This window comes from Bradyrhizobium sp. BR14999, assembly GCF_056106085.1.
This window is the reverse complement of record NZ_CM148536.1, coordinates 5523240-5548774: the sequence shown is the minus strand read 5'-3', so window position 1 is coordinate 5548774 and position 25535 is coordinate 5523240. Positions and strand designations below refer to the sequence as shown.

The window sequence follows — 25535 nt, the reverse complement described above, 5'->3', positions numbered from 1 at the left end:
GGCGCGCCGGGAAGCGTGTATCGACGGGGCTCGCCGGACATTCGGGGTATAGCGCAGCCTGGTAGCGCGGCAGTTTTGGGTACTGCAGGTCGTTGGTTCGAATCCAGCTGCCCCGACCAGTTCCGACATGTACCCCCAAGAATTCCCCAGACCGATGCCCAAGTCTCTTGCCTAGGGATTCGGGGGGCGCCTCAGAACAACAGCCAGTCGACGAGGCCCCAGGCGAACCAGGCGAGGGCGCAAATCCAGCCCAGCATCGCGATTGCCGCGAGGCCGAGCCCGCCGAGTGCGAGCAGCGAGCTTCCGGCCTCCGGCGTCTCGACGAGTTCCTCAGGCGTATCGACCTGGCTCACGGCGTCCGCTGGCCTTGCCTTCTGCCGTTCATTGATCTCTGCTCGTTCATGGAAATTCACCGGCTGCGCTCCAGCTCACAGGGACGTGAGACGCCGTCCGTGCAGGCGGGCGCACGCTGATCGCGGACACTCTCGGATGCCCCGGACAGGCGGGAAAAAGCTGCAACGCGTGGCGTAGTGATTGGTTGCCATCGTCTGGCCGAAAGGCGCTGCGGAAGCCTTGGCGCACATTCTCCTCGCCGCGCGACTTTGGCGCGATGTTTCAAGCTATTGCGGCCTTCCGAGGGCGCAGAATTGCCGGACGCTCATCGAACCTTCTGCGCGGCGCCATAGACATATGCGTGTTGGGGATTTCAGCGCCCAATGCCTAAACGGACGCCGCCAAGCGATGATACTCCGCTTGCGCGGCGTTGCGCTTTTCAGGCGTCACTTTTTCAGATCTGGCCCATCAGCTCGAGGCGTGCCAGCCGGCCGGAAACGGCACGAACGGCCAGACTGTCTCGTTGTCGTTGGCGGCCTTCGGCGGCTGCTGGGACGGTGTCTTTGCGATCGGGACAGGCGTTGTCGATCGCAGCGCCAAGCGCAGACATGCACATTGCAAATTCATTGTGGTCGTCCTGGCCAGTCAATTCTTTTGAAAATACGTGTCGGCTCAAAAACACCGCGCGTCCTCAAAACGGCGCGCTCTCAAATCACGCGCGCACTCTAGAAAAGTCGACGCCGGCTTTCAACCAATCTCGCCGTTTGCGCACGAGAAGTAAGGTTGATCGGTTAGGTTAAGGGCGAGCGGTTGTTGCGGCCGCCTAAGTGACTGTTATCAGATCGGGCACGGCTCGTGATGGGCTGCCTGACATCCGTGCTCACACAAGATCACAGTTCGTGGCAGCGCGCGTATCAGCCGAGTTCTGCGCCAGTGAGTTCTGCCATGTCTTCCGATCGCAACTCCAAAACCGCCGGTCCGCAGTCGAGCTGGACCGAGATCTGGCATCTCTGGACCGTGATCGTGCCGCGCCGCTCGATCAACGGACAGCTCGTCTACGGCAAGGTCTGGCGCCGCCACGACGGCCGCGACTGGATCTACAAAAAGTTTACCGAGTTCGACGGCGAAGAGGCGGCCTGACGCGGCATCGGCGCCGCATCACCATCAGGCCGTCTTCGCCGCAGCCGGCTTTGACGGCGGCGGCTTCAACGGCTTGTCCTGCTTCTTCGACCACGAGATGTAATAGGCCACCGTCGTCATGATCGCCACGCCGGCGATGCTGACGAAGAGCTGCGCGAACAGCGAGCCCGAGCTCATCGACAACTCGAAATGGCCGACGAAGGATAGGAACACGCCGACGCAGAACACCGCGAGCGACTGCTGGCCGCAGACGATCAGCGGATCGAACACCTTCCACTCCAGGCCCGGCCACTCCTTCGGCACGAAGCGGATCACGAGGATCACGATCACGACGAAGTGGATGAAGCGGTAGGGCGCGAGGTTGGTCTTGTCGTTCGGGTTAAACGCCGAGAACAGCCATTGCGGGAGCATGCCGCCCAAGGTCGGAAAGCGGCCAGCCATGGTCATGATCAGCGCGAAAGCGAGATAGGCGAGGCAGAGGTAGAGCGTGATCGGCGCATTGATCAGCGTCATCGAGCGCCGCGCGCCGCCCATGGCGCACCAGGCGCCGAACACGAACAGCACCTGCCAGCAATACGGGTTGAAATACCACTGGCCGGCCGGATAGGCCGTCAGATTCCAGCCGAAATGGCGCGCGGCCAGCCACAGCACGATGGACAGCGCCATCGTCACGTCGGGCTTGCGCAGCATGAACCAAAGCACTGGCGGGAACAGTCCCATCAGCACGATGTAGAGCGGCAGCACGTCGAGATTGAGCGGCTTGAAGCGCAGGAATAGACCCTGGCGCAGCGTCTCGGTGGCGTTGTCGACGAGACCGGCGACGTTGAACTCGTTGATCATCTCGGAATCGCCGAAGCGCAGCGCGAGATAGCTGATCGAGGCGATGTAGATCACGAACAGGATGATGTGGGCGACATAGAGCTGCCAGACCCGCTTGGTCAGCCGTGTGGCGCCGACGACGAAGCCGCGCTCCAGCATCATCCGCGCATAGACGAAGGACGCGGTGTAGCCGGAGATGAAGACGAACAGGTCGGCGGCGTCGGAAAAGCCGTAATTGCGCGTCGTGACCCAGTTCACGACGTTGTCGGGGATATGGTCGAGGAAGATCGCCCAGTTCGCAACACCGCGAAACAGGTCGAGTCGGAGGTCGCGCCCCTTTTCGGGAAGCGTTGCGCTGATGTTCAGGAAGGCCATGCGACGGGAGCTTTCGGAAGGAACAAATACGCTGATGTCGGGGAGCCAGTGCCGCCGGGCGGGGTCCCGGCGCGGAAGGCGGGTACGCAATTGTCACGGTGCAGCATAATGACTATACCCGTAGGTAGGGCACCCGGGGAGCCGGAATCACCGAACACTTCCCGAACGGTGTCTCTATACTATCCCTGAGATTTCCACCAACTGCCACCGTGACGCATCCAGTTCGAACGAAAAGACGAAGAGGCCCGGACCACCCATGACCGCACGCATTTTCAAGCCCGCCAAGAACGCGATGCAATCCGGCCGGTCCAAGACGAAGGAATGGCAGCTCGATTACGAGCCGGAGCAGCCGCGTTCGGTCGAGCCGCTGATGGGCTGGACCTCGTCCGGCGACATGAAGCAGCAGATCACGCTGCGCTTCCACAGCAAGGAAGAGGCGGTCGCCTATTGCGAGCGCAAGGGCATCGCCTACCAGGTGATCGAGCCGCAGGAGTCGGTACGCCGGCCGGCCGCCTATGCCGACAATTTCTCGTTCCGCCGCGGCGAGCCCTGGACGCATTGAGGGGCCAACCCGGCGCCAAAGACTTCCGTCATGGCCGGGACAAGGCCCGGCCACGACGGCGGGAGATATTCCGCCCACACACTATAAACCTCGCATCCGACCATCCCACGTCACGGATCAGCTACCACGCCGGCTCTGGCCCTTGGCAGCTATTCCGCCGCGTGCTTCGCTGCCTCGCATGACGAGCTCATGGGCGAGGTGGGTATGGCGGGGCGTGACCAGCTCGACGGCGTCGATCTGAAGATACTATCCGAACTGCAGCAGGACGGGCGGATTCGCAACAATGAGCTGGCGCTGCGGGTCGGGGTGTCTGCACCCAACTGCCTGCGGCGGCTGAAATCGTTGTTCAGCCGCGGCGTGATCCGGGCGGTGCGCGCGGTCATCGACGAGCGGCGGCTCGGCTATGAGGTGGTGTCGTTCGTCTCGATCCAGCTCGGCAGCCAGGCCCAGCCCGTGCTGGAGGCGTTCGAGAGCTCGATCGCCGCGATCCCGCGCATCCAGCAGTGTTGGCGGATTTCGGGCGACACCGACTATCTCCTCAAATGTGTGGCGCCGAGCGTCGAGAGCATGCGCCAGCAGCTCCTGCATTTCGCCGCGATGCCGAACGTGAAGAACGTCCGCAGCTTTCCAGTGCTGGGTGTCGCGAAGGACGTGCCTCTGCCGTTGCAGGAGGTCGCGGCGGTATTTGCGGGATAGGGACGCTGCGTTCCAGGCGCCGTCACCGCCAGGCATGATGCTGACTAAATCACCTAACTGTGACATGTGATTTCGGAAGTCCTGCGATGCGCTGAACCGTGATTGTCGGTTCGGGGCCGCCGCCTAGATCCAAGGTGTGAACCTCGGCCTGCGTCGCGTGCCGAGGCCTCTTTTGTGGGACCCTGAGCCAGGAAAAGACACCATGACCTCGACCTCGAAGACGTTTGTCGCATCCGCTGCGACGCTGTTTGCATCCGCGTTTCTCATGATGACCGCACCCGCCGCGCGTGCAGACGATTTCTGCATTACCAACGGTGCCCAGGCCGCTCACGGTTGCGGCTATCCGACCATGGAAGCCTGCCGGGCCGCTGCCGGCGGCATCGGCGGCACCTGCTCGCAGAGCGGCGGTGCGAAGACCTCGAATGACGCGCTGGCCTACCAGCCGAAGCAGACGCGGTCGCGTACCAAGCTTCGCCCGGGCGCGCAGACCAACTCGAACTAACGCCTGAATTCGAACCGGTTTCGAAAAACACGGCCTCCGGGAGTCATCTCGGAGGCCGTCATTTTATGACAGTGAGGCGACAGTCCCTCAGCGATACCGCCCGCGAAACTCGCGCGGGGAGGCGCCGGTCCAGGTCCGGAAGGCACGCGAAAAACTCTTCTCGTTGCGGAATCCGGCAATTTCCGCGATCCGCTTGATCGGCGTGCGGCCGCGCATCAGCTCCTGCTTCGCAAGCTCGAACTTTGCCTCTTCCTTGAGTTCGCGCAGCGAGGTGGCCTCCTCGCGCAGGCGCCGATGCATGGTGCGGGTGGACAGCGCCAGCTCGCGCGCGACATCCTCGGCGCCGAGACTGCGTCCGCGCGCATTGCGGAGCACCCGGCGCACGCGCTCGACAAGAAGCCGGTCGCGCCGATAGGGCAGCACCGTCAGCCGCAAGGCGCCTTTGAGCATGTTATCGAGGTCGGCGGCGCTGCGCGCGAGCGGCAGCGAGAGATAGTGCTTGTCGAAGATGATCGCGGCGCGGTCCGCGTCGAAGCGGATATTGCGGCAGAAGATGGTCGGGTAGACCGAGACGTGGCTGGGCTGGGGGTAAGGAAATTCCGCCGCGCGCAAGGCGATCGCGGAATCGACCGCCCAGCAGGAGAAGCCGAGCACGTAGCGGAGCAGGGTCACCAGGCAGAATTCGCGTAAGCCGCCGAGATCGCGCAGCTCCCGGATGGAGACGACCGCAGTCTCCTCGCCAACTGCGAGATCGAGCACGACATCCTCGGTGAGCAGGCGGTGATGCCGGCACCAGCGCTTGAGCGCGACTTGAAGCGTCGGCGCCGTGATCGAGGCGCGGCACAGCATGCCATAAGTGCCCCATGGCAGCCGGCGCGAGAACCAGCCGAGCGCCTCGTCGTCGAGCTCGCGCATGGCATGGCCCGCCAGGGCCTCGAACTGGGCGGCCGTGATCCGCCCGTCCGGAGAATTGACAAGCTCCGGCGCTACCTGACCCCGGCTCAGCGCCTCCGCCGGATCGCGGCCGTATCGTTCATAAGCGGCGACCACGCCGCGGACGAAGGCGGCAGGGGTCATGGCGCGGCGCGGGATCGCGGTGGCGGCTTGAAAAGGCATCGGAATTCCCTCGGAAAATCCTCGCCAAGTTTGGCGGAAAATGCAACCTTTTCGACCGCAAGAGCGCCAGGGCCCCGCTAGGTTCGGATGCCAAAAATAGGGAGGAATCGCCTTGAACATCCCGAGCATCGACTTCGATTTGGGCGAAGACATCGGCATGCTGCGCGACACGCTTCGCGCCTTCGTGGAGGCGGAGATCACGCCGCGCGCTGCCGACATCGAGAAAGCCAATCTGTTTCCCGCAGACCTCTGGAAGCGCTTCGGCGACCTCGGCCTGCTCGGCATGACCGCGCCGGAGCAATATGGCGGCTCCAACATGGGCTATCTCGCCCATATCGTCGCCATGGAGGAGATTTCGCGCGGCTCGGCTGCCGTGGGGCTCTCCTACGGCGCCCATTCCAACCTCTGTGTCAACCAGATCCGCCGCAACGGCAACGACGCGCAGCGCCAGCGCTATCTGCCGAAGCTGATCTCCGGAGAGTATGTCGGCGCGCTCGCGATGTCCGAGCCCGGCGCCGGTTCCGACGTGGTCTCGATGAAGCTGCGCGCCGACAAGCGCGGCGACCGCTACGTGCTCAACGGCTCGAAGATGTGGATCACCAATGGCGGCGATGCCGACGTCCTCGTCGTCTATGCCAAGACCGATCCGGAGGCCGGTCCGCGCGGCATGACCGCCTTCCTCATCGAGAAAGGCTTCAAGGGGTTTACCCACGGCCAGCACCTCGACAAGCTCGGCATGCGCGGCTCCAACACCTATCCCTTGTTCTTCGACGAGTGCGAGGTGCCGGAGGAGAACGTGCTCGGCAAGGTGGGCGAGGGCGTCAAGGTGCTGATGTCCGGCCTCGACTATGAGCGCGCGGTGCTGTCAGGCGGTCCGCTCGGCATCATGGCGGCCTGCATGGACGCGGTGGTGCCCTACATGCACGAACGCAAGCAGTTCGGCCAGCCGATCGGCGATTTCCAGCTGATGCAGGGCAAGCTCGCCGACATGTATTCGACCTGGCAGGCCACGCGCGCCTATGTCTACGCCGTGGGGCGCGCCTGCGACCGCGCCGACCACGCGCGCAGCTTGCGCAAGGATGCGGCTGCCGCGATCCTCTATTCCGCGGAGAAGGCGACGTGGATGGCGGGCGAGGCGATCCAGGCGCTCGGCGGGGTCGGCTACACCAGCGAATTCCCGGTCGGACGTCTGTGGCGCGACGCCAAACTCTACGAGATCGGCGCCGGCACCTCGGAGGTTCGCCGCATGCTGATCGGCCGCGAGCTGATGGCCGAGACGGCTTAAAGCGTTCACCTCATTGGAATCACCATGCCGCTCCATTCCAGCATCGATCCGTCTTCCCAAGACTTTGCGCGCAATTCCGAGGCCATGCGCAACCTCGTCGCGGACTTGCGTGAAAAGCTGAGCCAAGTCGCCGGCGGCGGCGGTGAGGCCTCGCGCAACCGCCACACAGCACGCGGCAAGATGCTGGCGCGCGAGCGCGTCGACCTGCTGGTCGATCCCGGGACGTCATTCCTGGAGTTATCGCCGCTCGCGGCCTATGGCCTCTATGGCGGCGACGTGCATTCGGCGAGCGTCGTCACGGGAGTGGGGCGCATCTCGGGCCGCGAATGCGTGATTGTCGCCAACGACGCCACCATCAAGGGCGGCACCTATTATCCAATGACCGTGAAGAAGCATCTGCGCGCGCAGGACATCGCGCGGCAGAACAACCTTCCTTGCGTCTACATGGTCGATTCCGGCGGCGCCTTCCTGCCGCTGCAGGACGAGATCTTCCCGGACGAGCGGCACTTCGGCCGCATCTTCTACAACCAGGCCCAGATGTCCTCACAGGGGATTCCGCAGATCGCGATCGTGATGGGCTCCTGCACCGCCGGCGGCGCCTACGTCCCGGCGATGTCGGACGAGAGCATCATCGTCCGCAACCAGGGCACCATCTTCCTCGGCGGCCCGCCGCTGGTGAAGGCTGCGACCGGCGAGGTGGTGAGCGCGGAAGAGCTCGGCGGCGCCGACGTACATTCGCGCCAGTCGGGCGTGACCGATCACTACGCCCAGAACGATGCGCACGCGATCGGCATCGCGCGGCGTATCGTCGGCACGCTGAAGCCACCGACGCGACCGAACCTCAATATGCATCCGCCGCGCGAGCCGCTGTTTGCGGCCGAGGAAATCTATGGCGTCGTCCCCGTCGATGGCCGCAAACCGTTCGACGTGCGCGATATCATCGCCCGCATCGTCGACGGCTCCGAATTCGATGAGTTCAAGAAGCTCTACGGCACGACGCTGGTGTGCGGCTTCGCCCATATCTGGGGCTTTCCGGTCGGCATCATCGCCAACAACGGCATTCTCTTCAGCGAGAGCTCGCTCAAGGGCGCGCATTTCATCGAGCTGTGCTGCCAGCGCGGCATTCCGCTGGTATTCCTGCAGAACATCACGGGCTTCATGGTCGGCAAGAAATACGAGGCCGGCGGCATCGCGCGCGACGGCGCCAAGCTGGTGACGGCGGTTGCGACCGCCTCGGTGCCGAAATTCACCGTCGTGATCGGCGGCTCCTACGGCGCCGGCAATTACGGCATGTGCGGCCGCGCCTACTCGCCGCGCTTCCTCTGGATGTGGCCGAATGCGCGCATCTCGGTGATGGGCGGCGAACAGGCCTCGATGGTGCTGAGCCAGGTCCGGCGCGACAATATCGAGACCAAAGGCGATAGCTGGTCGAAGGAAGAGGAAGAGAAATTCCGCAGCCCCATTCGTGCGCAATATGAGAGCCAGGGGCATCCCTATTACGCGACCGCGCGGCTCTGGGATGACGGCGTGATCGATCCGGCCGACACGCGGCTGGTGCTCGGCCTTGGCCTCTCGGCAGCGTCGAATGCGCCGATCGAACCGACGAAATTCGGCCTGTTCAGGATGTGATGCGATGGACCGCTCAAAGCTCTACCGGCGATTTCGCACGCTCCTGATCGCCAACCGCGGCGAGATCGCCTGCCGCGTCATCCGCACTGCGCGGGCCATGGGCCTCCGCACAGTCGCGGTCTATTCCGAGGCCGATCGCGACGCGATGCATGTCGCGCTCGCCGACGAGGCCGTGCTGCTCGGGCCGGCGCGTGCCCGCGACAGTTATCTCAATGTCGAGCGGCTGATCGAGGCCGCTCGCAAGACCGGAGCGGAAGCCGTGCACCCCGGCTACGGTTTCCTGTCGGAGAATGCCGAATTCGCGCGGGCCTGCTTCGATGCGGGGCTGGTCTTCGTCGGCCCGACCGCTGGTATGATGACGGCGATGGGCTCGAAATCCGGCTCGAAGGAGTTGATGGAAAAGGCCGGCGTGCCGCTGGTGCCCGGCTATCACGGCGAAGCCCAGGACGAGGCAACGCTTGCGAAGGCCGCCGAGAGGATTGGCTTCCCCATTTTGGTGAAGGCGTCGGCCGGCGGCGGCGGCCGCGGCATGCGCATCGTGCGTTCGGCCGCCGAACTTGAGCCCGCGATCGTCAGCGCCAAGCGCGAAGCCAAGGCCGCGTTCGGCGACGACCGCATGCTGATCGAGAAATATGTCGACAATCCCAGGCATATCGAGGTGCAGGTGATCGGCGACAGCCACGGCAATCTCTTGTCGCTGTTCGAGCGCGAATGTACGCTTCAGCGCCGGCATCAGAAGGTGATCGAGGAGGCGCCGTCGCCGACGCTCAATCCTGCCCAGCGCGAGACCGTCTGCGCCGCCGCGCGAAAAGCGGCGGGCGCGGTGAACTATGTCGGCGCCGGCACCATCGAATTCGTCTCCGACGGCAAGGATGTGTTCTTCATCGAGATGAACACGCGCCTCCAGGTCGAGCATCCCGTGACCGAGCTGATCACCGGCATCGACCTCGTCGAATGGCAGCTGCGCGTCGCCTTCGGCGAAGCGCTGCCTTTGAAGCAGGACGAGATCCGGCTCAACGGCCATGCGGTCGAGGCGCGCGTCTACGCCGAGAACCCGACCAAGAACTTCATGCCGTCAGTCGGAAAGATCTCGACCTGGCGCCTGCCGGCGGAGACCGGGAGCTTGCGCATCGATGCCGGCTATCGCGAGGGCGACAGCGTGTCGCCCTATTACGATGCGATGCTCGCCAAGATGATCGCGTGGGCGCCGACGCGGGACGTTGCGATCGAGCGGCTGAACCGGGGACTGGAGGAATCCGACGTCCGCGGCATCGTCACCAACATTCCATTCCTGTCGGCGCTGATGACGCATCCAAGAGTGCGCACCAATGCGGTCGACACCGGCTTCATCGAGCGCGAGCTGGCGGTCCTGACGCAGGCCGCACCGGCGCCCGGCGAACTCGAGCTGTGCGCCGCCGTGGCCGCTGTTATCAACGAGGAGCAACAGGCCGCACGTGCGCAGGCGAATTCGCCCTGGCAGACCTTCGGCTGGCAGCCGGTCGGCCGCCGCCAGCGCAGTTTTGCCTTCCGCGTCGGCCACGGGGCGGAGCAGAAGATTACGCTGAACTACGGCAGTGGCCCCTCGACGCTGCTGATCGGCGAACGCGAGCTGGCGTTCACGATTGCGCCGCACGACGGCGGATTCGATCTGACGCTTGATGGCTTGAAATCTTCCGTTGCGGCCGTGATCGACGGCCATGAGCTGTATTTGCGCACGCGCAACGGCCGCTTCGACCTGCACTGGGTCGATCCGTTCGGCGGCGAGAGCGAGGAGCATGCCGGCGAGGACAAGATCGCGGCGCCGCTGCCGGGCACCGTCGTCGCCGTGCTGGCCGAGGAGGGCGCCAAGCTCGACAAGGGCGCGCCGATCCTCACGCTCGAAGTGATGAAGATGGAGCAGACGCTGCGGGCGCCCTATGCCGGCGTGCTGAAGTCCATCAAATGCAAGGTCGGCGATATCGTGCAGGAGGGCGTCGAGCTCGCTGTGGTCGAGCCTTCGGGAGAGTGAGATGAGCGATCAAGTCCGCATCATCGAAATGGGACCGCGCGACGGGCTCCAGAACGAGAAGACGCCCGTGAGTGTCGAGGCGCGCATCGCCTTCGTCGAGGCGCTGGTAGAGGCCGGCCTCCATACAGTCGAGGTCGGTGCCTTCGTCTCGCCCAAGGCGATCCCGCAAATGGCAAGCTCGGACGCCGTGCTACGCGGCGTCAGCCACCTGACGGATGCCGAATTCCATGTGCTGGTGCCGAACGAGAAGGGCTACGACGCCGCCCGCGCCGCGGGCGCGCAGGTCGTCTCGGTGTTTGCGGCAGCCTCGGAAGGCTTTTCGCGCGCCAACATCAATTGCACGGTCGCGGAGTCCATCGAGCGGTTCAAGCCCGTGCTCGCGCGCGCCAAGGCCGACGGCGTTAGGGTGCGCGGCTATATCTCCTGCGTGCTCGGCTGCCCCTTCGACGGCGAGATCAAGCCGAAGGCAGTCGCCGATCTCGCCACTACGCTTTGGGAGCTCGGCTGCTACGAGATCTCGCTCGGCGACACCATCGGCGTCGGCACGCCTGATAAAGCGAAGCAGATGCTGCGCGCGGTAGCCGCCAACATCCCGCCCGCAAATCTCGCGATGCATTTCCACGACACTTACGGTCAGGCGCTCGCCAATCTCTATGCGGGGATGGAGGAGGGCGTCCGTATCATCGACGCTGCCGCCGGCGGCCTCGGCGGCTGTCCCTACGCGCCCGGCGCGACCGGCAATGTCGCGACCGAGGACGTCGTCTACATGCTCGAAGGCATGGGCATCAGGACCGGCGTCGATATGGATAAGCTGCTGGCGGCGACCAACGAGATGAGCGGCGTGCTGGGCAAGCCGCCCGTGAGCCGCGTCGCGTCCGCGCTGAACGCCAAGCGGAAGCGCGCTGTTTCCTAGTCCTCGTCATTGCGAGCGTAGCGAAGCAATCCAGCGTCCCTCCGCGGAAAAATTCTGGATTGCTTCGTCGCAAGAGCTCCTCGCAATGACGACGGAGAGAGCTTTCGCCTAGGCCGCCTTCAAGCCCACATCCGGCAGGCGCGGCCGGTTCTTCAGCGCCTTGGCCATCATGGCCTCGATCTCGGCCTTCTCCTGCGGCAGCAGCGCCAGGCGAGGCGGGCGCGTCAGTGCCGTGCCGCGGCCCATGATGTGCTCGCACAGCTTGATGCACTGGACGAGGTCCGGACGTGCGTCCAGATGCAAGAGCGGCATGAACCATTCGTAGAGCGGCATGGTCTCCGCGAAGCGCCCCGCCTTGGCGAGGCGGAACAGCGTCTCACCCTCGCGCGGGAAGGCATTCGACATGCCGGAGACCCAGCCCACGGCGCCCATGGCGACGCTCTCGACGATGACGTCGTCGAGGCCTGCGAACAAGACGAAGCGGTCGCCGACCATGTTGCGGGTATCGATGAAGCGCCGCGTATCGCCGGAGGAATCCTTGAAGCAGACGACCGTGTCGACGTCGGCGAGCGAGACCAGGATGTCCGGGGTGACGTCGTTCTTGTAGATCGGCGGATTGTTGTAGAGCATCACGGGCAGGTCGGTCGCGGAGGCGACGGCGCGGAAATGCGCGGCGGTCTCGTGCGGCTTGGAGGAATAGACCAGCGCCGGCATCACCATCACGCCGTCAATGCCAACGCGCGCGGCTTCCTTGGCAGTCTCGACCGCAAAGGCCGTGGTGAATTCGGCGATGCCGCACAACACGGGCACGCGGCCGGCCGCAACCGACTTCGCGGCCTCCATGATCGCGACCTTCTCCTTGCGCTCCAGCGAAGTGTTCTCGCCGACCGAGCCGCAGACGATCAGGCCGGAGACGCCGTCGCGGATCAGGCCATCCATGACCTTGGCGGTCGCATCGATATTGAGCGACAGGTCGTCATTGAATTGCGTGGTGACGGCAGGGAAGACGCCTTCCCAGGAAACGCGGCGGCTCATGATTTCACTCCAAGTAGATTTGCAAGGTAGATTGGGCCGGCGGGGGGCTGGATCCGCCGGGTACTGTGAAGAGGATGGCGGCTAAGATCAGAGCGTCGCGCCGACCTTGCGCAGCTCAGCGAGGACGGGGGCTTTGGGCAGCCAGATCTTGTCGAACTCGGCAATGACGGCCTCGGTGTCCTTGGCATCGACTTGGCGGATCGGGATCGGCGCGTTCTTGAAGTTCTCGATCAGCGCTGGCTCATTGCCGGCGAGCTCGTCGATCTGCACGTCCAGCGTCGACCTGATCGTCTTGGTGATCAGCTCGCGGTCAGCTGCGGGCAGCGACTGCCAGACCCGACCGGAGACGACCGCCGCCATCGGCATGAAGACGGCATTCATCTGGAGGATCACCTTCGACACCTTGTCGAAGCGCTGGTTCCAGGAGAATTCGAGATCGGCCTCGAGGCCGTCGACCTGGCCGTTGGCCATGGCGTCGAACACCTGCGGCGTCGGGATCGGCGTCGGCGCTGCGCCCAGCGAGGAATAGAAATCGCGATAGACCGGCGTCGGATTGATGCGCAGCTTCATGCCGCGAATGTCGGCCAGCGTGTTCAGGTCCTTGGACGAGAACACGGCGCGCATGCCGGTGATGCCCCAACCGAGCCCGATCGTGCCGGTCTCCTGCGGCAGCACCTCGAACAGCTTGACCGCTGCCGGATGCCGCACGAATTTTGCGACCGCCGGCGTCGAGCGGACGATGTAGGGCGCGTTGATCGCGGCGATGTGCGGCACGCGCGAGCCGAGCTCGGCGGCCTGGATGAAGCCCATGTCGAGCGCGCCGGACTGCAATTGCTGCATCATCGCCGGCTCGTTGCCGAGCTGGCCGGAGTGGAACACGCTCACGGTCAGGCGGCCGCTGGTGGCGGCCTTGAGATCGTCGCCGAATTTGAGCGCGGCCTTGTTCCAGGAATGGCCGTTGGGCGTGATCAGGCCGAGGCGGAATTCCTTGGCCTGGGCGAGCGCCAGCGACGGCGCGAACACCGATGCGGCGGCACTGGCGGCGAGAAAGCGGCGACGTGAAAGCGGCATGGTCGGGCTCCTTTTGGATGGGCCTATTTGACGAGGATCAGCGAGAGCGACGGGTAGAGCGAAAGCAGCACGAGGAGGACGCAGGCGATGACGAAGAAGGGCAGCGTCACCATGAACATCTTGCCGGGCTTGGCGCCGGTGACTGCGGCCGCGACGAAGAAGCAAAGGCCGACCGGCGGCGACAGCAGGCCGAGCACGAGATTGATCACCACCACGACGCCGAAATGCCGGGGGTCGATGTGATAAACGTCGGTCGCCACCGGCAGCAGGATCGGCACCGTCATGATCAGGCCGGGAATGCCGTCGATCACCGTGCCGATCACCAGCAGGATGACGTTGCAGATCAGCATGAAGCTGACGGGATCCTTGGCGGCGGTCTGGATCCAGGCGGCGGTTTCCTGCGGCACCTTGCCGAAGATCAGGACCCAGGAGAACACCGCCGCGGCCGCCACCAGAAACAGCACGATCGCCGAATAGATGGCGCTGCGCAGCATCATCTGCGGCAGCTGGGAGAACTCGAACTCCTTGGTCCAGAATTTTCCGACCAGTGCTGCTGCGACGGCCCCGACGGCGGCGGATTCGGTCGCGTTGGCGAGCCCATCGAGAATGGTGCCGACGATGACGATGGGAATCAGCAGTGTCGGAGACGTCCGCAGGATCGTCATGATGCGCTGACGCGGCGTCTGATAATCCGCGCGGGGATAGTTGTAGACGTAGCCCATCAGCGCGATGACGAGGCAGAACATCACCGTGAGGATGACGCCCGGCACGATACCGGCGATCAGCATGTCGCTGACCGAGACCTGCGCCAGCACGCTGTAGACCACGAACATCACCGATGGCGGGATGATGGGGCCGAGCATGCCGCCATAGGCGGTGAGGCCCGCCGCAAAGGTCTTGTCGTAACCCTTCTTCTCCATCTCCGGGACCATGATCTGGGCCATGATCGCGACCTGCGCGGTCGCAGAGCCCAGGATCGAGGAGATGAACATATTGGCGAGGATGTTGACGTAGGCCAATCCGCCCTTGAACGAGCCGACGAATGCCATAGCCATGTCGACGATGCGCCTCGTGATGCCGCCGCCGTTCATGATCTCGCCGATCAGGATGAACAGCGGAATGGCGATCAGGCCGTAGCTGTCGACGCCGCCGAACAGCTGGAGCGGGTAAGACTGGAACAGCACCGGGTTGCCGGATGCGGCGATGTAGACGAGGCCGGCGAGGCACAGGCAGAGGCCGATCGGCACGCCGACCAGCATGAACGCCATGAAGGCTGCTGACGTGATCATCAGTTGACCCCGTCAAGCTCGGAGAGCTGAAAGCCCTTAGGTGTGACGCGCGGGACCAGCCCGAGATCTTCCAGCAAATTGGCGAGGCCGTGAATGGTCATCGACACCGCGAAGATCGGCAGCGTCAGATAGAGTATCCAGGTCGGCCAGTTCAGCGTCTGGGTGTGCTCGGTATAGAGGAAGTTGAAGGTTTCGGCCGCGAGCTTGCGCCCGTCGAAGCCGGCGCGGGCGAGACCTACCGGGTCCATCCAGAGCACGCAGGTGACGATCAAGGCGGCGCCAAACACGACGACGAGGCCGGTCGAGATCACCTTGGCGAGCTTCTGGTGCTGCGGCGAAAGCCGCTCCGTCAGCATGGTCACCGCGAAATCGAGCCGCAGCCGCGTCATCGCGGAGGCGCCGATGAAGGTCAGCCAGACCACGCAATAGACCGCGGATTCGTCGATCCAATAGATCGGGAAATGCGAGTAGCGGGTGACGACGTTCACCAGGATCAATCCGGTGAGCAGGTACATCAGGCCCATCAGCGCGAGGCGCTCGACCGCGAGCAGGGCGCTGGACGCGCGCACGATGAAGCGTCGAACGCTGAATGCGCGTGTGGCCGGCATCGTCTGCTCGATCATGGAGGCCCCAACCCCGAGATTTGTCGTGCTATCCTCAAATGTATAATTTATACATTCGAGGTGTCAAACGGAGATTGCGGTCATTTCGGCGGCAGTCCGCGCTCTTGCAACGGCTTTTGCTGGGCCCTTCAACATGCAAGAGAGGGACCGCTTCGGTCGGATGAGTCGCGAAGGAAGACAGAAGGTCAGATGAAACAGCCTCTGAAGCATCGCACGCTGTCGGCTGCGATCGTCGACCAGCTCAGGCAGGCGATCCTCGACGGCACTTATCCGGCGGGATCGCAGCTGCGGCAGGATGCGCTTGGCGAGGCCTATGGCGTCAGCCGTATCCCCGTTCGCGAGGCGCTATTCCAGCTCGAGGCCGAGGGGCTGGTGCGCATCGTGCCGCAAAAGGGCGCCATCGTCTCCGAACTGTCACTGGATGAGATCAACGACGTGTTCGACTTGCGCCGGATCCTGGAGCCGCGCCTTCTGGCGCAGTCCGCGCCGCGTTTCACCGCTGATGATTTCGACGGGCTTGCCGACATCCACCGGAGCTTCGAGAAGGCGATCAAGGCGAGGAACGTCAGCGAATGGGGGCAACTCAACGCCGACTTCCACATGGCGCTCTACGTTCACGCCCCGCAGCCGCGCACCCGCGCGATCGTGCTGTCACTGCTCCAGACCAGCGACCGCTACACTCGCCTCCAGCTCTCCAACACCAAGGCGATGGGGATCGCCGAGAAGGAGCACGCCGAGCTGATCGCGCTGTGCCGTGCGCAGAAGATCGAGGAGGCCTGCCGCTTCCTGGAGCGGCACATCGAGGCGGTGCGCAAGGATCTGTTGCAGGTGGTCGCGATCGCGCCGAAGCAACGCCGGAAGGAGAATTCGTAGGGTGGGCAAAGGTGCATTTGCGCCGTGCCCACCAGACCCCTTCAACGTCTGCGATAGATGGTGGGCACGCTGCGCTTTGCCCACCCTACGGCAGTTGCGAATGTCTCTACCTGCTCCCGTCCGGCCCCATCACCAGATCGGGCAGCCAGGTCGATATCTCCGGCACGAAGCAGAGCAGCAGCACGGCGGCCATCATTAGGAGCACGAAGGGCAGCGTGCCCCAGATCACCTCGCTCAGGGAAATGTCGGGCGCGACGTTGCGGATGACGAAGATGTTGAGGCCAACCGGTGGATGGATCAGCCCCATCTCCATCACGATGGTCATGACCACGCCGAACCAGATGATGTCGAAATTGGCGGCGCGGAGCGGCGGCAGGATGATCGGCGCCGTCATCAGGATGATCGAGACCGGCGGCAGGAAGAAACCGAGCACCACGACCATGACGAGGATCGCGAACAGCAACTCCCAGCGCGGCAGGTGCATCGCGACGATGGATTCGGCGACTGATTGCGAGATGTGCAGATAGCTCATCACGTAGGAGTAGAGCAGGGACATGCCGATGATCATCATCAGCATGGTCGATTCCCGGATCGTCGACCGCATGATCGGAGCAAGATCGCTCGGCCGCCACACGCTGTAGATCGCCGCGATCAGCGCCAGCGCCAGGAGGCCGCCGAGGCCGGCGGTTTCCGACGGCGTGGCGTAGCCGCCATAGAGCGCGATCATGACGCCGGTGAGCAGCAGCACGAAGGGAATGACGCGCGGCAGCAGGCTGAAGCGTTCGGCGAGCGTATACTCGTCGCGAGTGAGGATCGCGGCCTGCGGTCCGCCGTTCTTGTAGATCGCTTCGGCCGCCTTGTATTCCCGGCGGAAGCGGATCACGGCATACACGCCGAACAGGGTGACCAGCAGCAGGCCGGGCCCAATGCCGGCGAGGAATAGCCGCCCCAGTGACTTTTCGGCGGCGACCGCGAACAGGATCATGGTGATCGAGGGCGGCAGCAGGATGCCAAGCGTGCCGCCGGCAGCGATGATGCCGGCAGCAAAGCCGCCGGAATAGCCGCGCTTGCGCATCTCGGGGATGCCGGCCGAGCCGATTGCCGAGCAGGTCGCAGGCGAAGAGCCCGCCATCGCCGCAAACAGTGCGCAGGCGAACACGTTGGCGACGCCAAGTCCGCCGGGCACGCGATGCAGCCAGGCATGCAGCGCCGAATAGAGATCCTGGCCGGCGCGCGACTTGCCGATCGCGGCACCCTTGAGGATGAAGAGCGGGATCGACAAGAGCGTGATCGAAGCCATTTCCTCGTAGACGTTCTGCGTCACCGTATCGAGCGAAGCTGCGGGCATGTAGATGCCCATGAACACGACTGCGACCGCGCCAAGCGCGAACGCAATCGGCATGCCCGAAAACATCACGAGCAGCGTCGCGATGCCGTAGGCGAGGCCGATACCGAAAACGCTCATGGACGCTTGGCTCCTGCGAAAGGCAGCGCAAGCTGCACGATGATCTGGACGCAAAGCAGGCTCATGCCGAGCGCCATCAGCGAATAGGGGATGGCGAGCGGCGGCGACCACATCGAGTTCGAGACCTGACCGTCGACATAGGCTTCATGGGCCAGCGTCCAGGACTTCCAGGTGAAGAAGGCGCAGAACAGGAACGTTGCGGCGTCAACCAGCCAGAGGCGGACCTTGTTCGCGAACGGCGAGAGCAGGCCGACGAAGGCCTCGATGCCGATGTGGCCGCGGTTCTGCTGCACGTAGGCCGCCGTCATGAAGGTCGCGCCGACCAGCAGGAACACCGCGGCCTCGTCCTGCCAGTAATTGGCGGCCTTGAACAGGGCGCGGCTCAGCACGCTGTAGCTCAGGATGGTACACGCCGCGACCAACGCGATCGCGGCGAACACGATGATGATGCTGTTGAGGACGGCGAGACCGCGATCGATCGCTGCCGCAAGGCCTGTCCTTGCGGCAGCGTTCGGCAGGTCATCACGATCCGGAAGCGGACCGTGGCTCATGCCGCGACGTCGGTGGCGAGCTTGAGCAGGTTCGCAGCGGTCGCGGTCTTGGCGCTGTAGTCCTTCCAGGCGGTGTCGCGGGCGATGTCGCGCCACTTGCCGACGGTCGCGGCGTCGAGCACCGAGACCTTGGCGCCGGCCTTCTCATAGACCTTGGCGACCTCGATGTCGTCGTCCTGCGCGCCCTTGCGGCCGAAGGCCTCGAGCTCGGTGCCGACCGCCAGCAGGATGTCCTGATGGTTCTTCGGCAGCTTGTCGAAGATCGCCTTCGACATCATCAGCGGCTCGAGCATGAACCAGTAGGAGGTGCCCGCGCCTGAGGTCAGCGACTTCGCGACCTCTTCGAGACGGAACGAGATCAGGCTGGTCGAGGAGGTGATGCCAGCATCGCAGGCGCCGGTCTGCATCGCTGCGTAGATTTCGTTCGAAGGCACCGACAGCACCGAGGCGCCGGCGGTCTGGAGCACCATGTCCATCTCGCGCGAGCCGCCGCGCACCTTCATGCCCTTGGCGTCTTCCGGCGCGACGATCGGCTTGGAGCGGCTGGCGACGCCGCCGGCCTGCCAGACCCAGGTGAGCAGGATGATGCCCTTGTCGGCGAGGAAGTCGGTCAGCGCCTTGCCGACCGGCTCCTTCTTCCAGCGCAGGCCCTGGTCATAGGTGGTCACGAGGCCCGGCATCAGACCAATATTGGTCTCCGGCAACTCGCCGCCGGCATAGGGCATCGGATAGAGGCTGATGTCGAGCGCGCCCTTGCGCATCGCGGAGAACTGCGCGTTGGTCTTGATCAGCGAGGAGTTCGGATAGATTTCGGCGGCGATATCGCCATTGCTGCGCTTGGCGACCTCGGCGGCGAACATGCGGCAGAGCCGGTCGCGGAAATCGCCCTTGTCGATGGTGCCACCCGGGAACTGGTGCGAGATCTTCAGCGTGGTGGCGGCCTGCGCCGTACCGGTGCCGAAACGAAGAATGGCGGGTGCGGCGACGGCAGTCGCGATCAGATGACGGCGCGTAAGCATGGTGTGATCCCCTTGGACGTTCTTGTTTGGTGATTTGGGTCGGGTCTGGTCTTTGAGACCGGCGCGTAGGCCCATCCTAGCCGGTCTTTCACCCGATGATCTCTCATCTGATAGTTCGAGACCGAATGTCGCGGCAAGTGCCGGTCGTGCTGCGCTGCACACTTCCGATCCGCGCGGGCCTGCACCAAAGGATGGCGCGATATCGCGGAAATTTATCGGCGAGCGCGTAACAACGCCGCGTGGCAATCCGTCGAGACAGGATAGCGGCATCCGTCGCTGACCAACACCATCTCGAAGGGAAGACTGCTCATGACCATTCGCACCCGCATCGTGCTCGGCGTTTCGGCTGCCGCTCTGTCGCTTGGCCTCGCGCTGTCGCCGGCCGCCTTTGCTCAGGACAAGATGGGCAAGGACGACGGCATGATGAAGAAGGACACGATGTCCAAGGACGGCATGAAGAAGGATACCATGTCCAAGGACGACGGCATGAAGAAGGATCACATGTCGAAGGACGGAATGAAGAAAGACGACGGGATGATGAAGAAGAATTGATCCTCGTCCTCGTCGCGCAACGCTCGCCTGAGGCGAGCCGCGCGATTTCGAATTCCGGGTGCGGCCCCCACGGACCGCCCCGGAGTGGTTCAATTTCAATTGAACGTTACTTTTGAGCGTTACTTGCGCTTGGCCTTGCGGGCCGCGTAGCGGGCATCGCGCTTGGCCTTCTGCTCGGCTTCCAGGGCTGCCTGCCTTTCGGCGGCTTCCTGGGCCTCGCGTGCAATTCGCGAGGCCTCGGCGGCCTTGGCTTCTTCCTCGAGGCGCTTCTGCTCGGCCTTTTCGGCTTCGCGCGCAGCCTTGGCGTCGGCGCGCTTGGCCGCGAGGGCCTCGCGCTCGGCGCGGCGTGCCGCAACGGCCGGATCATCGGGACCCGGCTGCGACTTGAACTTGTTCAAAAGATTTTTGCGGGCGTCCTGTGCCGCCTTTTGCCGGTCTGCGAAGCCGGGTTCCCTGAATCCACTCATTACGAGCCTTGTCTTCCTCGCTTTCAATCCTACATCAGTGCCTGTTGGTACGTCGGCTGGGCATAGCAGGCGCCACGCGACGCAGAAGCGTGTACATCGGCGCGCGTCGCGAAGCCACCCATAATCGCAGCCGACCAGGTCAACGAAAAATCGCCAGCCCCGACGATCTCGTAGCCCGGAAAAACTGCCGAATTGTGATGTCCCTCATAGGGGAGCATGCGGAGCGGCGCCTAGCGTCCGCCCCCAACGAGACGGAGCACGGGCATGACGATCTTCCGACTGAGCCTGAAGGCGCTCGCAGCCACCTTCGTGGTGGCGGCGCTGGCCTGCGCCGCGTTGCTGCTAGCCCGTCCGCAGCCAATCGAGAGCGCCGTTCTCGGTGCGGATTGGGAATGCACCCAAACAGCGTTCGTGCTCACAACCTGTGCACCGCGGGTCCAGGAGGCAATTCCGGCCGTCGAGACCTCGCGCAAGGACGCGATCCGGCAGACCCGGGGCTGAGCGCGCGAGGCTGACCGGGATGTGACGGGCTGCCGCAGAGGTGATAAAGCCAGTCCGGTTGCGCAATCAGGTAGCCATGTCCAAGCCTGAACCGGGCCAGAAGCCCACATCTCCTAGAAGACCTCTACCCCCTGACAGCCGCCGCGGCGCGGTGGCCGGCTTGATCATCGCGCTTCTGATCCTCGGCGTCGGCTGGTGGCTTGCCCGCGACCTCACTTCGGCCAGCAAGATGCAGGACTGCCTGATGTCGGGGCGGACCAATTGCAATGTGATCGAGCCGGCGCGCTAGGAGCGGTCCGGCGCGACCCTCTGCATGCAGCCCTTTTGGGGCCAAAAAATTGCTCTGATCTTAATCATTTGTAACGGGACTTAGCCGATCAAGCAGGTCAGTTATGTCGGCCGGCATCAGCCCGGCGTGAAGCGAATCGTCTATCGCGCCATGGACCACGGCAATCGAGAGTAGGGGGGCAAGCACGCATGAGTGCGTCCAGCCGCGTGAAGATCATCATTCCCTTGGTTTCGGCCATGTCGCTGCTCGCGCTGTCGGCGCAGGCGCAGGCGCAGGAGGCCAGGCCGACGAGGGACGCCGGCCAACTGCCGGCAAGGCCGGCCGCAGGCGCGCCGGCCCAGACCAATCAGAACATGCGCAAGGAGCCTCCGCCGCGGCAGGCGGCCCGGCCCGCGCTGCAGCCCCATGCCGGTCCCGGCCCGCGCAACGCCGGCGGTCCGCCGCCGGGACGTTATGCGCGCGGTCCCGCTCCGGCGCGTGACTGGGGCGGACACGCCTATCGCGGCAATCTCGCCTGGGACGGCGGGCGCTGGCGTCACGAAGTCCGCAACGGTCGGTCCGGCTGGTGGTGGGACGTTGGCGGCGTCTGGTATTATTATCCGCAGCGGATGGCGGGCCCGCCGGCCTACATTTCAGAGGACTACATCGACGATGAGCCGGTGGCCTATGCCCCACCTCCGGTCGCATATTCGCCGCCACCTCCGCCTCCGCCGCCGGCCGATCCCGGCGCGAGCGCGCTGGGCGGCGCCATCGTCGGCGGCGTGCTGGGTGGCCTGCTCTCGGGCAACGCAACGGGAGCTGCCGCAGGCGCGGTTCTCGGCGGGGCGACGGGAGCAATTGCCGGCGCTACGGCCGCATCTCAGCCCGGTTATTACTGGGCGCAGGACACTTGCTATTACCGCTATCCGAACGGCCAGTATGTGCAGGCCGATCCCCGCGCGTGCTATTGAGCTTTCCAAGCTGGATCTGAAGCAGCAGAGGCGGGCCGAGGCCTGCCTCTTTTTTTACGCGCCGGCGATGGCTTCAAATTAGCGCTGGCACTCGTTGCCGCCTCGCGCAAGTCTCAAAAGAAAAAACGTCGGGACAATTCGCGGGGGATGTGGGACATGCTGGATGCCATCCAGATCAGCGTGGCGTTGTGGGCCATCATCGTTTGCGGCGGGATCAAACTCTCGCAGATGTTGCCCCATTTGTTCTAGCGCGCGATCGGCGTCGCGCGCTCACTCGCGGCAGGCTCGGCGCCTTGCGCGTCAAGACACCAGCCAGTTGAAGAACGCCATCGCGGCCCAGACCAGGCCGCCGATCCAGGCCAGCATCACGATGGTGATGGTGCCGAGATAGGCGATGCCGAGCAGGTCGGACCTTTGTCGTTGCGTCGGGACGACCACTTCGGCTGCTGCTTTGTGTGCCATGACCTGAACACCACCGTGGAGCGTTGGAGCGCTGTTTAGCGGACATACGGGGTGCAGGCTGTGACGCAGTTCACAGACCCTCAAACGTGCCTTGGATGCCGAGGAAAGTACCCCGCAATCATACGGGCGAAATTGCCATGCGCTTGTCCAGATCGGCCGGTTATACGGTCAGCCTCATGTGCAGCAAGTACGATCCACAGCACGAGGCCGAGGCCGCGATGAGGCGGGCCGCAGCGTCCGAAGGCGCCGATCGGCAACGCCTGATCCAGCTGGCCCTGGCCTGGCACCAGCTCGCCCGCGATCGGCGTGAGGAGCGGACGGACTAGCCGCATTGCGGCCGGCAGCCTCATTCGCGACGAGAAAAACCCCGTGCTCGGGGGACAAGCACGGGGTCCTTCAAAGCCGACCGGGGCTGGTAGGTCGGCACCACCTTATTTCGCCACATCCAACGTGCCGGTGGTGGTCTCGTTCCACGACGCACAGAATTTTTCACGGGGATTCAGCCCGCTTCATCCTGAACAGGATCGACCGCATGATGCTGCGCGGGCAGCAGCGCCAACTGCTGCCGTCAAACGCCGCGATCGATGCCTCCCGGCTGCGGCCTGTGCTCGTGACGCTCGATGCATGTTTGATAGGCGGCCGGACGATGCGTCTGGTCGCTTCCACGCGCCCAGGCCCGAACGGCGAAGGCCAGTTGATGGTGACCGACTGCGGCGTCCGTAAGAGAAGCTTGCACCACTTCAAGGCGCTTTGCGATGCCGCCCGGGCTCACATCCACGGCAGCGTCAATCGCCAAAAACGCCATGGCGGTGGCGGCAACCCCGGATGTGATGGCCATTCTTGTCCAATCGGATGGCGGCATCACAATATCCTTCGACGGCCCTTTTGCATGCCGGATAGGTAGGGCTCTCCGGGCAGCCGAACAGGCCTGCGCACGCTTTCTTGAACTGCGACAAGATCGGAATGCCCCTCGAATCGGCGAGGCTCGAAGCGGCTCCATGAACTAAGAAAAAGCCCCGGAAGGGGCTTATTGTCTTATGCCGCTTCCGTCTTCGGCACGGCGTCGGCATTCATCGACAGTTTGACGACGTCGCCCTCGACCGCGCCGACATATTTCATGTCGATATAGTGATGATGGTCCTTGTGACCCTCGGGGCTGTCCTTCCGGGTCAGCTTGATGCGATTACCCTCGACGCGGTCGACGGTGCCGACATGGGCGCCGTCCTTGCCGATGATTTTCATGTGCTCTCTGATATCAGCCATGATGTCCTCCTTGCACAGTCTTTAACTGCGAAGAGCGGCCTTCGTTGCAGACCGCGCGGGCAGATGCTGGACCCAACGCAAGGCCCGGACGTTGACGTTGCAGATGGCACCTATCCAAGATCCGCATGGAGACGCTTGCAGCCTATCTGGAACGAAAGCATCAGGAACTCAGGCTGTTGAATGATTGTCTGAGGAACCGGCTCGATTTGGCACGTCCACGATCCGTCGACGAGGTCGTCAGGTCCAAATTCCAGATCACTGCGGCGCTGAGGGCAGAGCATGAGCTGCATGAGTGGAAGGCGACGGAGACGGCCTGGTCGCATGCGGCCGATCCTTCCAGCGGGCCGTTCGAGTTCAGTTACGACTACCAGCGCGCCGATCTCAGGGTACGCGGTCCTTCGTTTTATGAGCTCGAGTGCGGCTGTACGAGTACGGCGATCTACACCGCGTCAGGCATGGCCGCGCTCTCCGCCGTGCTCCTTGCCTCCGCGCAGATCGTCGACAAGTCTGACATTATCGTGCTCCCAGGCTCCTACGGCGAGACGCTGGAGCTGATCCGGAGCTTTGTCCCTCATCTGCAGCTCGTGAGCTTGAAGCTTCCGCTAGGCGATGGGTTTGCCAGGGCGAATTCTCCGCGCATGCTTATGCTGGATTCCTGCTCCTTTGCCGGCGCTTTCGAGGCCGCGCTGCGTAGTGATGGCTCGGGGCTCGATCTCCTGGTTTTCGACACGACCTGTTTCGCCGGCAGATCGGGTCGCATCAGGCGTGTCCTGCGGTGGGCCCGGCGATACGGAATTCCGCTGGTGCTGGTGCGAAGCCACAACAAGCTCGATTCGCTCGGAGCGGAATATGGCCGGCTCGGCTCGGCGGTTTTCGTGCACGGCAATGAGCACGAGCAGCGGGCGGGGCGCCTTGACTGCAAAGGGCTCGCCGCCGAAACGCGTAAAGCGGTGCGGCTTCTCGGCGGCGCGGCGTTGCCGGCACACTTCCCGCCCTTTGCGGGCAGTGCGACCTACTGGGCTCTGACCAAAAGGCGCGTTGCGGCGATCTTGCGCAACGGACGAAGCACGGCCCGATATTTTGCCGCGAAGCTCCCGGCGCTGTCGGCCGAGCTCCATTTCACCCACGGCCTCTACGTGACGCTTCGGAGCAGACGCCCGCTCGACGAGGCGAGCGCGCGACAGGCCGCCGAAGACATGAGCAACGAACTGCGCGGCGAGGGCTTCCCCATCCGTCACGCCGGCAGCTTCGGTTTCGACTTCGCCGCGACCGAGTGGTTTCACGATGCGACCACGGACCAGTATAGCGTCCGGGTGGCCGTGCCGGATTTGCCGACGGAGCTGTGGAATAATCTGGCCGCGGCCATCGCCCGGTGGTGGACGATGCATCAGGCTGAGGTTGGAAGATGAACAAGGCTGGCGATCCCGGCAGGACTCGAACCTGCAACCCGCGGAGTAGAAATCCGCTATCAAGAACTGATTTTCTTGAATAATTTGATTTCATGTTGCGCTTTTGTTGCGCCTACCGTATCCTCCCGGCAGGTCTCAAGGGCAGGGTGCAACATGTCGATCAAGCATTGTGTGAATTGCGGCGGACCAATCAGTCACGCCGGGGAAACGTGCAGCCGGAAATGCGAAGGTGATGTGGCCGAAAAGGCGCTCACGGCCGCTGCTCTCAATTTCTTTAAAGCGAGGGTGGTGGGTCCGGGCGGCCTTGATCACGATGTAGGGAGAAAGGTACTTCACGA

The 25535-nt window shown here is 64.0% G+C and carries 30 protein-coding genes and 2 tRNA genes; 16 read left to right on the top strand and 16 right to left on the bottom strand.

The features are described from left to right. The first annotated feature begins 42 nt into the window (after nucleotides 1–42). Nucleotides 43–119, top strand: a tRNA-Pro gene (locus ACR9YP_RS25895). 72 nt (nucleotides 120–191) lie between these two features. Here the strand turns inward: ACR9YP_RS25895 and ACR9YP_RS25890 are convergent. Beyond that, the gene (locus ACR9YP_RS25890) at nucleotides 192–413 is read right to left on the bottom strand and encodes an RNA-binding protein (RefSeq protein WP_474217479.1); all 222 of its coding nucleotides are present in this window, start codon (nucleotides 411–413) and stop codon (nucleotides 192–194) included. Nucleotides 414–787: 374 nt separating this feature from the next. Further along, complete coding sequence (locus tag ACR9YP_RS25885) at nucleotides 788–1015, bottom strand: hypothetical protein (RefSeq protein ID WP_474217478.1); 228 nt, start codon at nucleotides 1013–1015, stop codon at nucleotides 788–790. Nucleotides 1016–1278: 263 nt separating this feature from the next. Here ACR9YP_RS25885 and ACR9YP_RS25880 point away from each other — a divergent pair, with 263 nt between their 5' ends. Continuing rightward, nucleotides 1279–1473: a hypothetical protein gene (locus ACR9YP_RS25880; protein WP_091894901.1), complete on the top strand. Its 195-nt coding sequence runs from the start codon at nucleotides 1279–1281 to the stop codon at nucleotides 1471–1473. Between the two features lie 24 nt (nucleotides 1474–1497). Here the strand turns inward: ACR9YP_RS25880 and ACR9YP_RS25875 are convergent, their stop codons facing one another. Continuing rightward, nucleotides 1498–2667: an OpgC domain-containing protein gene (locus tag ACR9YP_RS25875; RefSeq protein ID WP_474217477.1), complete on the bottom strand. Its 1170-nt coding sequence runs from the start codon at nucleotides 2665–2667 to the stop codon at nucleotides 1498–1500. A 256-nt stretch (nucleotides 2668–2923) separates the two neighbouring features. Between ACR9YP_RS25875 and ACR9YP_RS25870 the strand changes: the two genes are divergently transcribed. The 3 genes from ACR9YP_RS25870 (at nucleotide 2924) to ACR9YP_RS25860 (ending at nucleotide 4427) form a co-directional block, all read left to right on the top strand. Continuing rightward, nucleotides 2924–3229, top strand: coding sequence for an ETC complex I subunit (locus tag ACR9YP_RS25870; protein ID WP_249761404.1), 306 nt, complete (start codon nucleotides 2924–2926; stop codon nucleotides 3227–3229). A 204-nt stretch (nucleotides 3230–3433) separates the two neighbouring features. Beyond that, a complete protein-coding gene (locus ACR9YP_RS25865; RefSeq protein ID WP_438110778.1) occupies nucleotides 3434–3925 on the top strand; it encodes an Lrp/AsnC family transcriptional regulator in 492 nt (163 codons plus the stop codon). 202 nt (nucleotides 3926–4127) lie between these two features. Further along, nucleotides 4128–4427, top strand: a complete 300-nt coding sequence (locus ACR9YP_RS25860; protein WP_128933978.1) for a DUF3551 domain-containing protein — start codon at nucleotides 4128–4130, stop codon at nucleotides 4425–4427. 87 nt (nucleotides 4428–4514) lie between these two features. Here ACR9YP_RS25860 and ACR9YP_RS25855 read toward each other — a convergent pair whose 3' ends face one another. Further along, on the bottom strand, nucleotides 4515–5543 hold the full coding sequence (locus ACR9YP_RS25855) for an AraC family transcriptional regulator (RefSeq protein WP_474217476.1): 1029 nt from the start codon (nucleotides 5541–5543) through the stop codon (nucleotides 4515–4517). Between the two features lie 157 nt (nucleotides 5544–5700). On the opposite strand from ACR9YP_RS25855, the gene ACR9YP_RS25850 reads away from it, so the two are divergent. From ACR9YP_RS25850 to ACR9YP_RS25835, 4 genes are read left to right on the top strand one after another with little or no spacing between them, the layout of a single operon-like run. Then, nucleotides 5701–6828: an isovaleryl-CoA dehydrogenase gene (locus tag ACR9YP_RS25850; RefSeq protein WP_128941720.1), complete on the top strand. Its 1128-nt coding sequence runs from the start codon at nucleotides 5701–5703 to the stop codon at nucleotides 6826–6828. A 24-nt stretch (nucleotides 6829–6852) separates the two neighbouring features. Continuing rightward, nucleotides 6853–8457, top strand: a complete 1605-nt coding sequence (locus ACR9YP_RS25845; protein ID WP_474217475.1) for a carboxyl transferase domain-containing protein — start codon at nucleotides 6853–6855, stop codon at nucleotides 8455–8457. Nucleotides 8458–8461: 4 nt separating this feature from the next. Continuing rightward, a complete protein-coding gene (locus ACR9YP_RS25840; protein WP_474217474.1) occupies nucleotides 8462–10465 on the top strand; it encodes an acetyl/propionyl/methylcrotonyl-CoA carboxylase subunit alpha in 2004 nt (667 codons plus the stop codon). A gap of 1 nt (nucleotide 10466) precedes the next feature. Then, nucleotides 10467–11378: a hydroxymethylglutaryl-CoA lyase gene (locus ACR9YP_RS25835; RefSeq protein WP_474217473.1), complete on the top strand. Its 912-nt coding sequence runs from the start codon at nucleotides 10467–10469 to the stop codon at nucleotides 11376–11378. Between the two features lie 108 nt (nucleotides 11379–11486). Here the strand turns inward: ACR9YP_RS25835 and ACR9YP_RS25830 are convergent, their stop codons facing one another. From ACR9YP_RS25830 to ACR9YP_RS25815, 4 genes are all read right to left on the bottom strand, one after another. Further along, nucleotides 11487–12413: a dihydrodipicolinate synthase family protein gene (locus ACR9YP_RS25830; RefSeq protein ID WP_474217472.1), complete on the bottom strand. Its 927-nt coding sequence runs from the start codon at nucleotides 12411–12413 to the stop codon at nucleotides 11487–11489. A gap of 87 nt (nucleotides 12414–12500) precedes the next feature. After that, nucleotides 12501–13484 carry a TRAP transporter substrate-binding protein gene (locus ACR9YP_RS25825; RefSeq protein ID WP_128941629.1) on the bottom strand — a complete coding sequence of 328 codons (984 nt, stop codon included), beginning with the start codon at nucleotides 13482–13484 and terminating at the stop codon, nucleotides 12501–12503. Between the two features lie 23 nt (nucleotides 13485–13507). Continuing rightward, complete coding sequence (locus ACR9YP_RS25820; protein WP_474217471.1) at nucleotides 13508–14773, bottom strand: TRAP transporter large permease; 1266 nt, start codon at nucleotides 14771–14773, stop codon at nucleotides 13508–13510. After that, complete coding sequence (locus tag ACR9YP_RS25815; RefSeq protein ID WP_128941721.1) at nucleotides 14773–15381, bottom strand: TRAP transporter small permease; 609 nt, start codon at nucleotides 15379–15381, stop codon at nucleotides 14773–14775. The genes ACR9YP_RS25820 and ACR9YP_RS25815 overlap by 1 nt, the downstream gene beginning before the upstream one ends. A gap of 204 nt (nucleotides 15382–15585) precedes the next feature. Between ACR9YP_RS25815 and ACR9YP_RS25810 the strand changes: the two genes are divergently transcribed. Next, nucleotides 15586–16269: a GntR family transcriptional regulator gene (locus ACR9YP_RS25810; protein WP_474217470.1), complete on the top strand. Its 684-nt coding sequence runs from the start codon at nucleotides 15586–15588 to the stop codon at nucleotides 16267–16269. A gap of 106 nt (nucleotides 16270–16375) precedes the next feature. On the opposite strand, the gene ACR9YP_RS25805 is transcribed toward ACR9YP_RS25810, so the two are convergent. From ACR9YP_RS25805 to ACR9YP_RS25795, 3 genes are read right to left on the bottom strand one after another with little or no spacing between them, the layout of a single operon-like run. Next, nucleotides 16376–17734 (bottom strand): TRAP transporter large permease, encoded by a 1359-nt coding sequence (locus tag ACR9YP_RS25805; RefSeq protein WP_474217469.1) that lies wholly within the window; start codon nucleotides 17732–17734, stop codon nucleotides 16376–16378. Next, complete coding sequence (locus tag ACR9YP_RS25800; RefSeq protein WP_474217468.1) at nucleotides 17731–18285, bottom strand: TRAP transporter small permease; 555 nt, start codon at nucleotides 18283–18285, stop codon at nucleotides 17731–17733. Before ACR9YP_RS25800 ends, ACR9YP_RS25805 begins: the two co-directional genes overlap by 4 nt. Further along, complete coding sequence (locus ACR9YP_RS25795) at nucleotides 18282–19304, bottom strand: TRAP transporter substrate-binding protein (RefSeq protein WP_370987388.1); 1023 nt, start codon at nucleotides 19302–19304, stop codon at nucleotides 18282–18284. Before ACR9YP_RS25795 ends, ACR9YP_RS25800 begins: the two co-directional genes overlap by 4 nt. 309 nt (nucleotides 19305–19613) lie before the next feature. Here ACR9YP_RS25795 and ACR9YP_RS25790 point away from each other — a divergent pair, with 309 nt between their 5' ends. After that, the gene (locus tag ACR9YP_RS25790) at nucleotides 19614–19856 is read left to right on the top strand and encodes a pentapeptide MXKDX repeat protein (RefSeq protein ID WP_028150975.1); all 243 of its coding nucleotides are present in this window, start codon (nucleotides 19614–19616) and stop codon (nucleotides 19854–19856) included. A gap of 119 nt (nucleotides 19857–19975) precedes the next feature. On the opposite strand, the gene ACR9YP_RS25785 is transcribed toward ACR9YP_RS25790, so the two are convergent. Beyond that, nucleotides 19976–20323 (bottom strand): DUF6481 family protein, encoded by a 348-nt coding sequence (locus ACR9YP_RS25785; RefSeq protein ID WP_438108485.1) that lies wholly within the window; start codon nucleotides 20321–20323, stop codon nucleotides 19976–19978. 264 nt (nucleotides 20324–20587) lie between these two features. Between ACR9YP_RS25785 and ACR9YP_RS25780 the strand changes: the two genes are divergently transcribed. From ACR9YP_RS25780 to ACR9YP_RS25770, 3 genes are all read left to right on the top strand, one after another. After that, nucleotides 20588–20824 (top strand): hypothetical protein, encoded by a 237-nt coding sequence (locus tag ACR9YP_RS25780; protein ID WP_438108483.1) that lies wholly within the window; start codon nucleotides 20588–20590, stop codon nucleotides 20822–20824. A 76-nt stretch (nucleotides 20825–20900) separates the two neighbouring features. Then, nucleotides 20901–21113 carry a membrane protein gene (locus tag ACR9YP_RS25775; RefSeq protein ID WP_474217467.1) on the top strand — a complete coding sequence of 71 codons (213 nt, stop codon included), beginning with the start codon at nucleotides 20901–20903 and terminating at the stop codon, nucleotides 21111–21113. Nucleotides 21114–21301: 188 nt separating this feature from the next. After that, nucleotides 21302–22063: a hypothetical protein gene (locus ACR9YP_RS25770; protein WP_474217466.1), complete on the top strand. Its 762-nt coding sequence runs from the start codon at nucleotides 21302–21304 to the stop codon at nucleotides 22061–22063. A 300-nt stretch (nucleotides 22064–22363) separates the two neighbouring features. Here the strand turns inward: ACR9YP_RS25770 and ACR9YP_RS25765 are convergent, their stop codons facing one another. Next, on the bottom strand, nucleotides 22364–22525 hold the full coding sequence (locus ACR9YP_RS25765) for a hypothetical protein (protein WP_474217465.1): 162 nt from the start codon (nucleotides 22523–22525) through the stop codon (nucleotides 22364–22366). A 137-nt stretch (nucleotides 22526–22662) separates the two neighbouring features. Here ACR9YP_RS25765 and ACR9YP_RS25760 point away from each other — a divergent pair, with 137 nt between their 5' ends. Then, nucleotides 22663–22851: a hypothetical protein gene (locus ACR9YP_RS25760; RefSeq protein ID WP_438108476.1), complete on the top strand. Its 189-nt coding sequence runs from the start codon at nucleotides 22663–22665 to the stop codon at nucleotides 22849–22851. Between the two features lie 242 nt (nucleotides 22852–23093). Here ACR9YP_RS25760 and ACR9YP_RS25755 read toward each other — a convergent pair whose 3' ends face one another. Together ACR9YP_RS25755 and ACR9YP_RS25750 are read right to left on the bottom strand one after the other, a co-directional pair. Continuing rightward, nucleotides 23094–23363 (bottom strand): hypothetical protein, encoded by a 270-nt coding sequence (locus tag ACR9YP_RS25755; protein WP_245473792.1) that lies wholly within the window; start codon nucleotides 23361–23363, stop codon nucleotides 23094–23096. A gap of 197 nt (nucleotides 23364–23560) precedes the next feature. Further along, complete coding sequence (locus ACR9YP_RS25750) at nucleotides 23561–23788, bottom strand: DUF2171 domain-containing protein (RefSeq protein ID WP_438108472.1); 228 nt, start codon at nucleotides 23786–23788, stop codon at nucleotides 23561–23563. 125 nt (nucleotides 23789–23913) lie between these two features. Here ACR9YP_RS25750 and ACR9YP_RS25745 point away from each other — a divergent pair, with 125 nt between their 5' ends. Then, nucleotides 23914–25197 (top strand): hypothetical protein, encoded by a 1284-nt coding sequence (locus ACR9YP_RS25745; protein WP_438108471.1) that lies wholly within the window; start codon nucleotides 23914–23916, stop codon nucleotides 25195–25197. 7 nt (nucleotides 25198–25204) lie between these two features. Here the strand turns inward: ACR9YP_RS25745 and ACR9YP_RS25740 are convergent. Beyond that, nucleotides 25205–25289 (bottom strand) — tRNA-Arg (locus ACR9YP_RS25740). Between the last annotated feature and the right edge of the window lie 246 nt (nucleotides 25290–25535).

Coding starts and splice junctions, on each gene's coding strand:
- ACR9YP_RS25880 (WP_091894901.1), top strand. CDS start 1,279: ATGTCTTCCGATCGCAACTCCAAAACCGCCGGTCCGCAGTCGAGCTGG.
- ACR9YP_RS25875 (WP_474217477.1), bottom strand. CDS start 2,667: ATGGCCTTCCTGAACATCAGCGCAACGCTTCCCGAAAAGGGGCGCGAC.
- ACR9YP_RS25870 (WP_249761404.1), top strand. CDS start 2,924: ATGACCGCACGCATTTTCAAGCCCGCCAAGAACGCGATGCAATCCGGC.
- ACR9YP_RS25865 (WP_438110778.1), top strand. CDS start 3,434: ATGGCGGGGCGTGACCAGCTCGACGGCGTCGATCTGAAGATACTATCC.
- ACR9YP_RS25860 (WP_128933978.1), top strand. CDS start 4,128: ATGACCTCGACCTCGAAGACGTTTGTCGCATCCGCTGCGACGCTGTTT.
- ACR9YP_RS25855 (WP_474217476.1), bottom strand. CDS start 5,543: ATGCCTTTTCAAGCCGCCACCGCGATCCCGCGCCGCGCCATGACCCCT.
- ACR9YP_RS25850 (WP_128941720.1), top strand. CDS start 5,701: ATGCTGCGCGACACGCTTCGCGCCTTCGTGGAGGCGGAGATCACGCCG.
- ACR9YP_RS25845 (WP_474217475.1), top strand. CDS start 6,853: ATGCCGCTCCATTCCAGCATCGATCCGTCTTCCCAAGACTTTGCGCGC.
- ACR9YP_RS25840 (WP_474217474.1), top strand. CDS start 8,462: ATGGACCGCTCAAAGCTCTACCGGCGATTTCGCACGCTCCTGATCGCC.
- ACR9YP_RS25835 (WP_474217473.1), top strand. CDS start 10,467: ATGAGCGATCAAGTCCGCATCATCGAAATGGGACCGCGCGACGGGCTC.
- ACR9YP_RS25830 (WP_474217472.1), bottom strand. CDS start 12,413: ATGAGCCGCCGCGTTTCCTGGGAAGGCGTCTTCCCTGCCGTCACCACG.
- ACR9YP_RS25825 (WP_128941629.1), bottom strand. CDS start 13,484: ATGCCGCTTTCACGTCGCCGCTTTCTCGCCGCCAGTGCCGCCGCATCG.
- ACR9YP_RS25820 (WP_474217471.1), bottom strand. CDS start 14,773: ATGATCACGTCAGCAGCCTTCATGGCGTTCATGCTGGTCGGCGTGCCG.
- ACR9YP_RS25815 (WP_128941721.1), bottom strand. CDS start 15,381: ATGCCGGCCACACGCGCATTCAGCGTTCGACGCTTCATCGTGCGCGCG.
- ACR9YP_RS25810 (WP_474217470.1), top strand. CDS start 15,586: ATGAAACAGCCTCTGAAGCATCGCACGCTGTCGGCTGCGATCGTCGAC.
- ACR9YP_RS25805 (WP_474217469.1), bottom strand. CDS start 17,734: ATGAGCGTTTTCGGTATCGGCCTCGCCTACGGCATCGCGACGCTGCTC.
- ACR9YP_RS25800 (WP_474217468.1), bottom strand. CDS start 18,285: ATGAGCCACGGTCCGCTTCCGGATCGTGATGACCTGCCGAACGCTGCC.
- ACR9YP_RS25795 (WP_370987388.1), bottom strand. CDS start 19,304: ATGCTTACGCGCCGTCATCTGATCGCGACTGCCGTCGCCGCACCCGCC.
- ACR9YP_RS25790 (WP_028150975.1), top strand. CDS start 19,614: ATGACCATTCGCACCCGCATCGTGCTCGGCGTTTCGGCTGCCGCTCTG.
- ACR9YP_RS25785 (WP_438108485.1), bottom strand. CDS start 20,323: ATGAGTGGATTCAGGGAACCCGGCTTCGCAGACCGGCAAAAGGCGGCA.
- ACR9YP_RS25780 (WP_438108483.1), top strand. CDS start 20,588: ATGACGATCTTCCGACTGAGCCTGAAGGCGCTCGCAGCCACCTTCGTG.
- ACR9YP_RS25775 (WP_474217467.1), top strand. CDS start 20,901: ATGTCCAAGCCTGAACCGGGCCAGAAGCCCACATCTCCTAGAAGACCT.
- ACR9YP_RS25770 (WP_474217466.1), top strand. CDS start 21,302: ATGAGTGCGTCCAGCCGCGTGAAGATCATCATTCCCTTGGTTTCGGCC.
- ACR9YP_RS25765 (WP_474217465.1), bottom strand. CDS start 22,525: ATGGCACACAAAGCAGCAGCCGAAGTGGTCGTCCCGACGCAACGACAA.
- ACR9YP_RS25760 (WP_438108476.1), top strand. CDS start 22,663: ATGCGCTTGTCCAGATCGGCCGGTTATACGGTCAGCCTCATGTGCAGC.
- ACR9YP_RS25755 (WP_245473792.1), bottom strand. CDS start 23,363: ATGGCCATCACATCCGGGGTTGCCGCCACCGCCATGGCGTTTTTGGCG.
- ACR9YP_RS25750 (WP_438108472.1), bottom strand. CDS start 23,788: ATGGCTGATATCAGAGAGCACATGAAAATCATCGGCAAGGACGGCGCC.
- ACR9YP_RS25745 (WP_438108471.1), top strand. CDS start 23,914: ATGGAGACGCTTGCAGCCTATCTGGAACGAAAGCATCAGGAACTCAGG.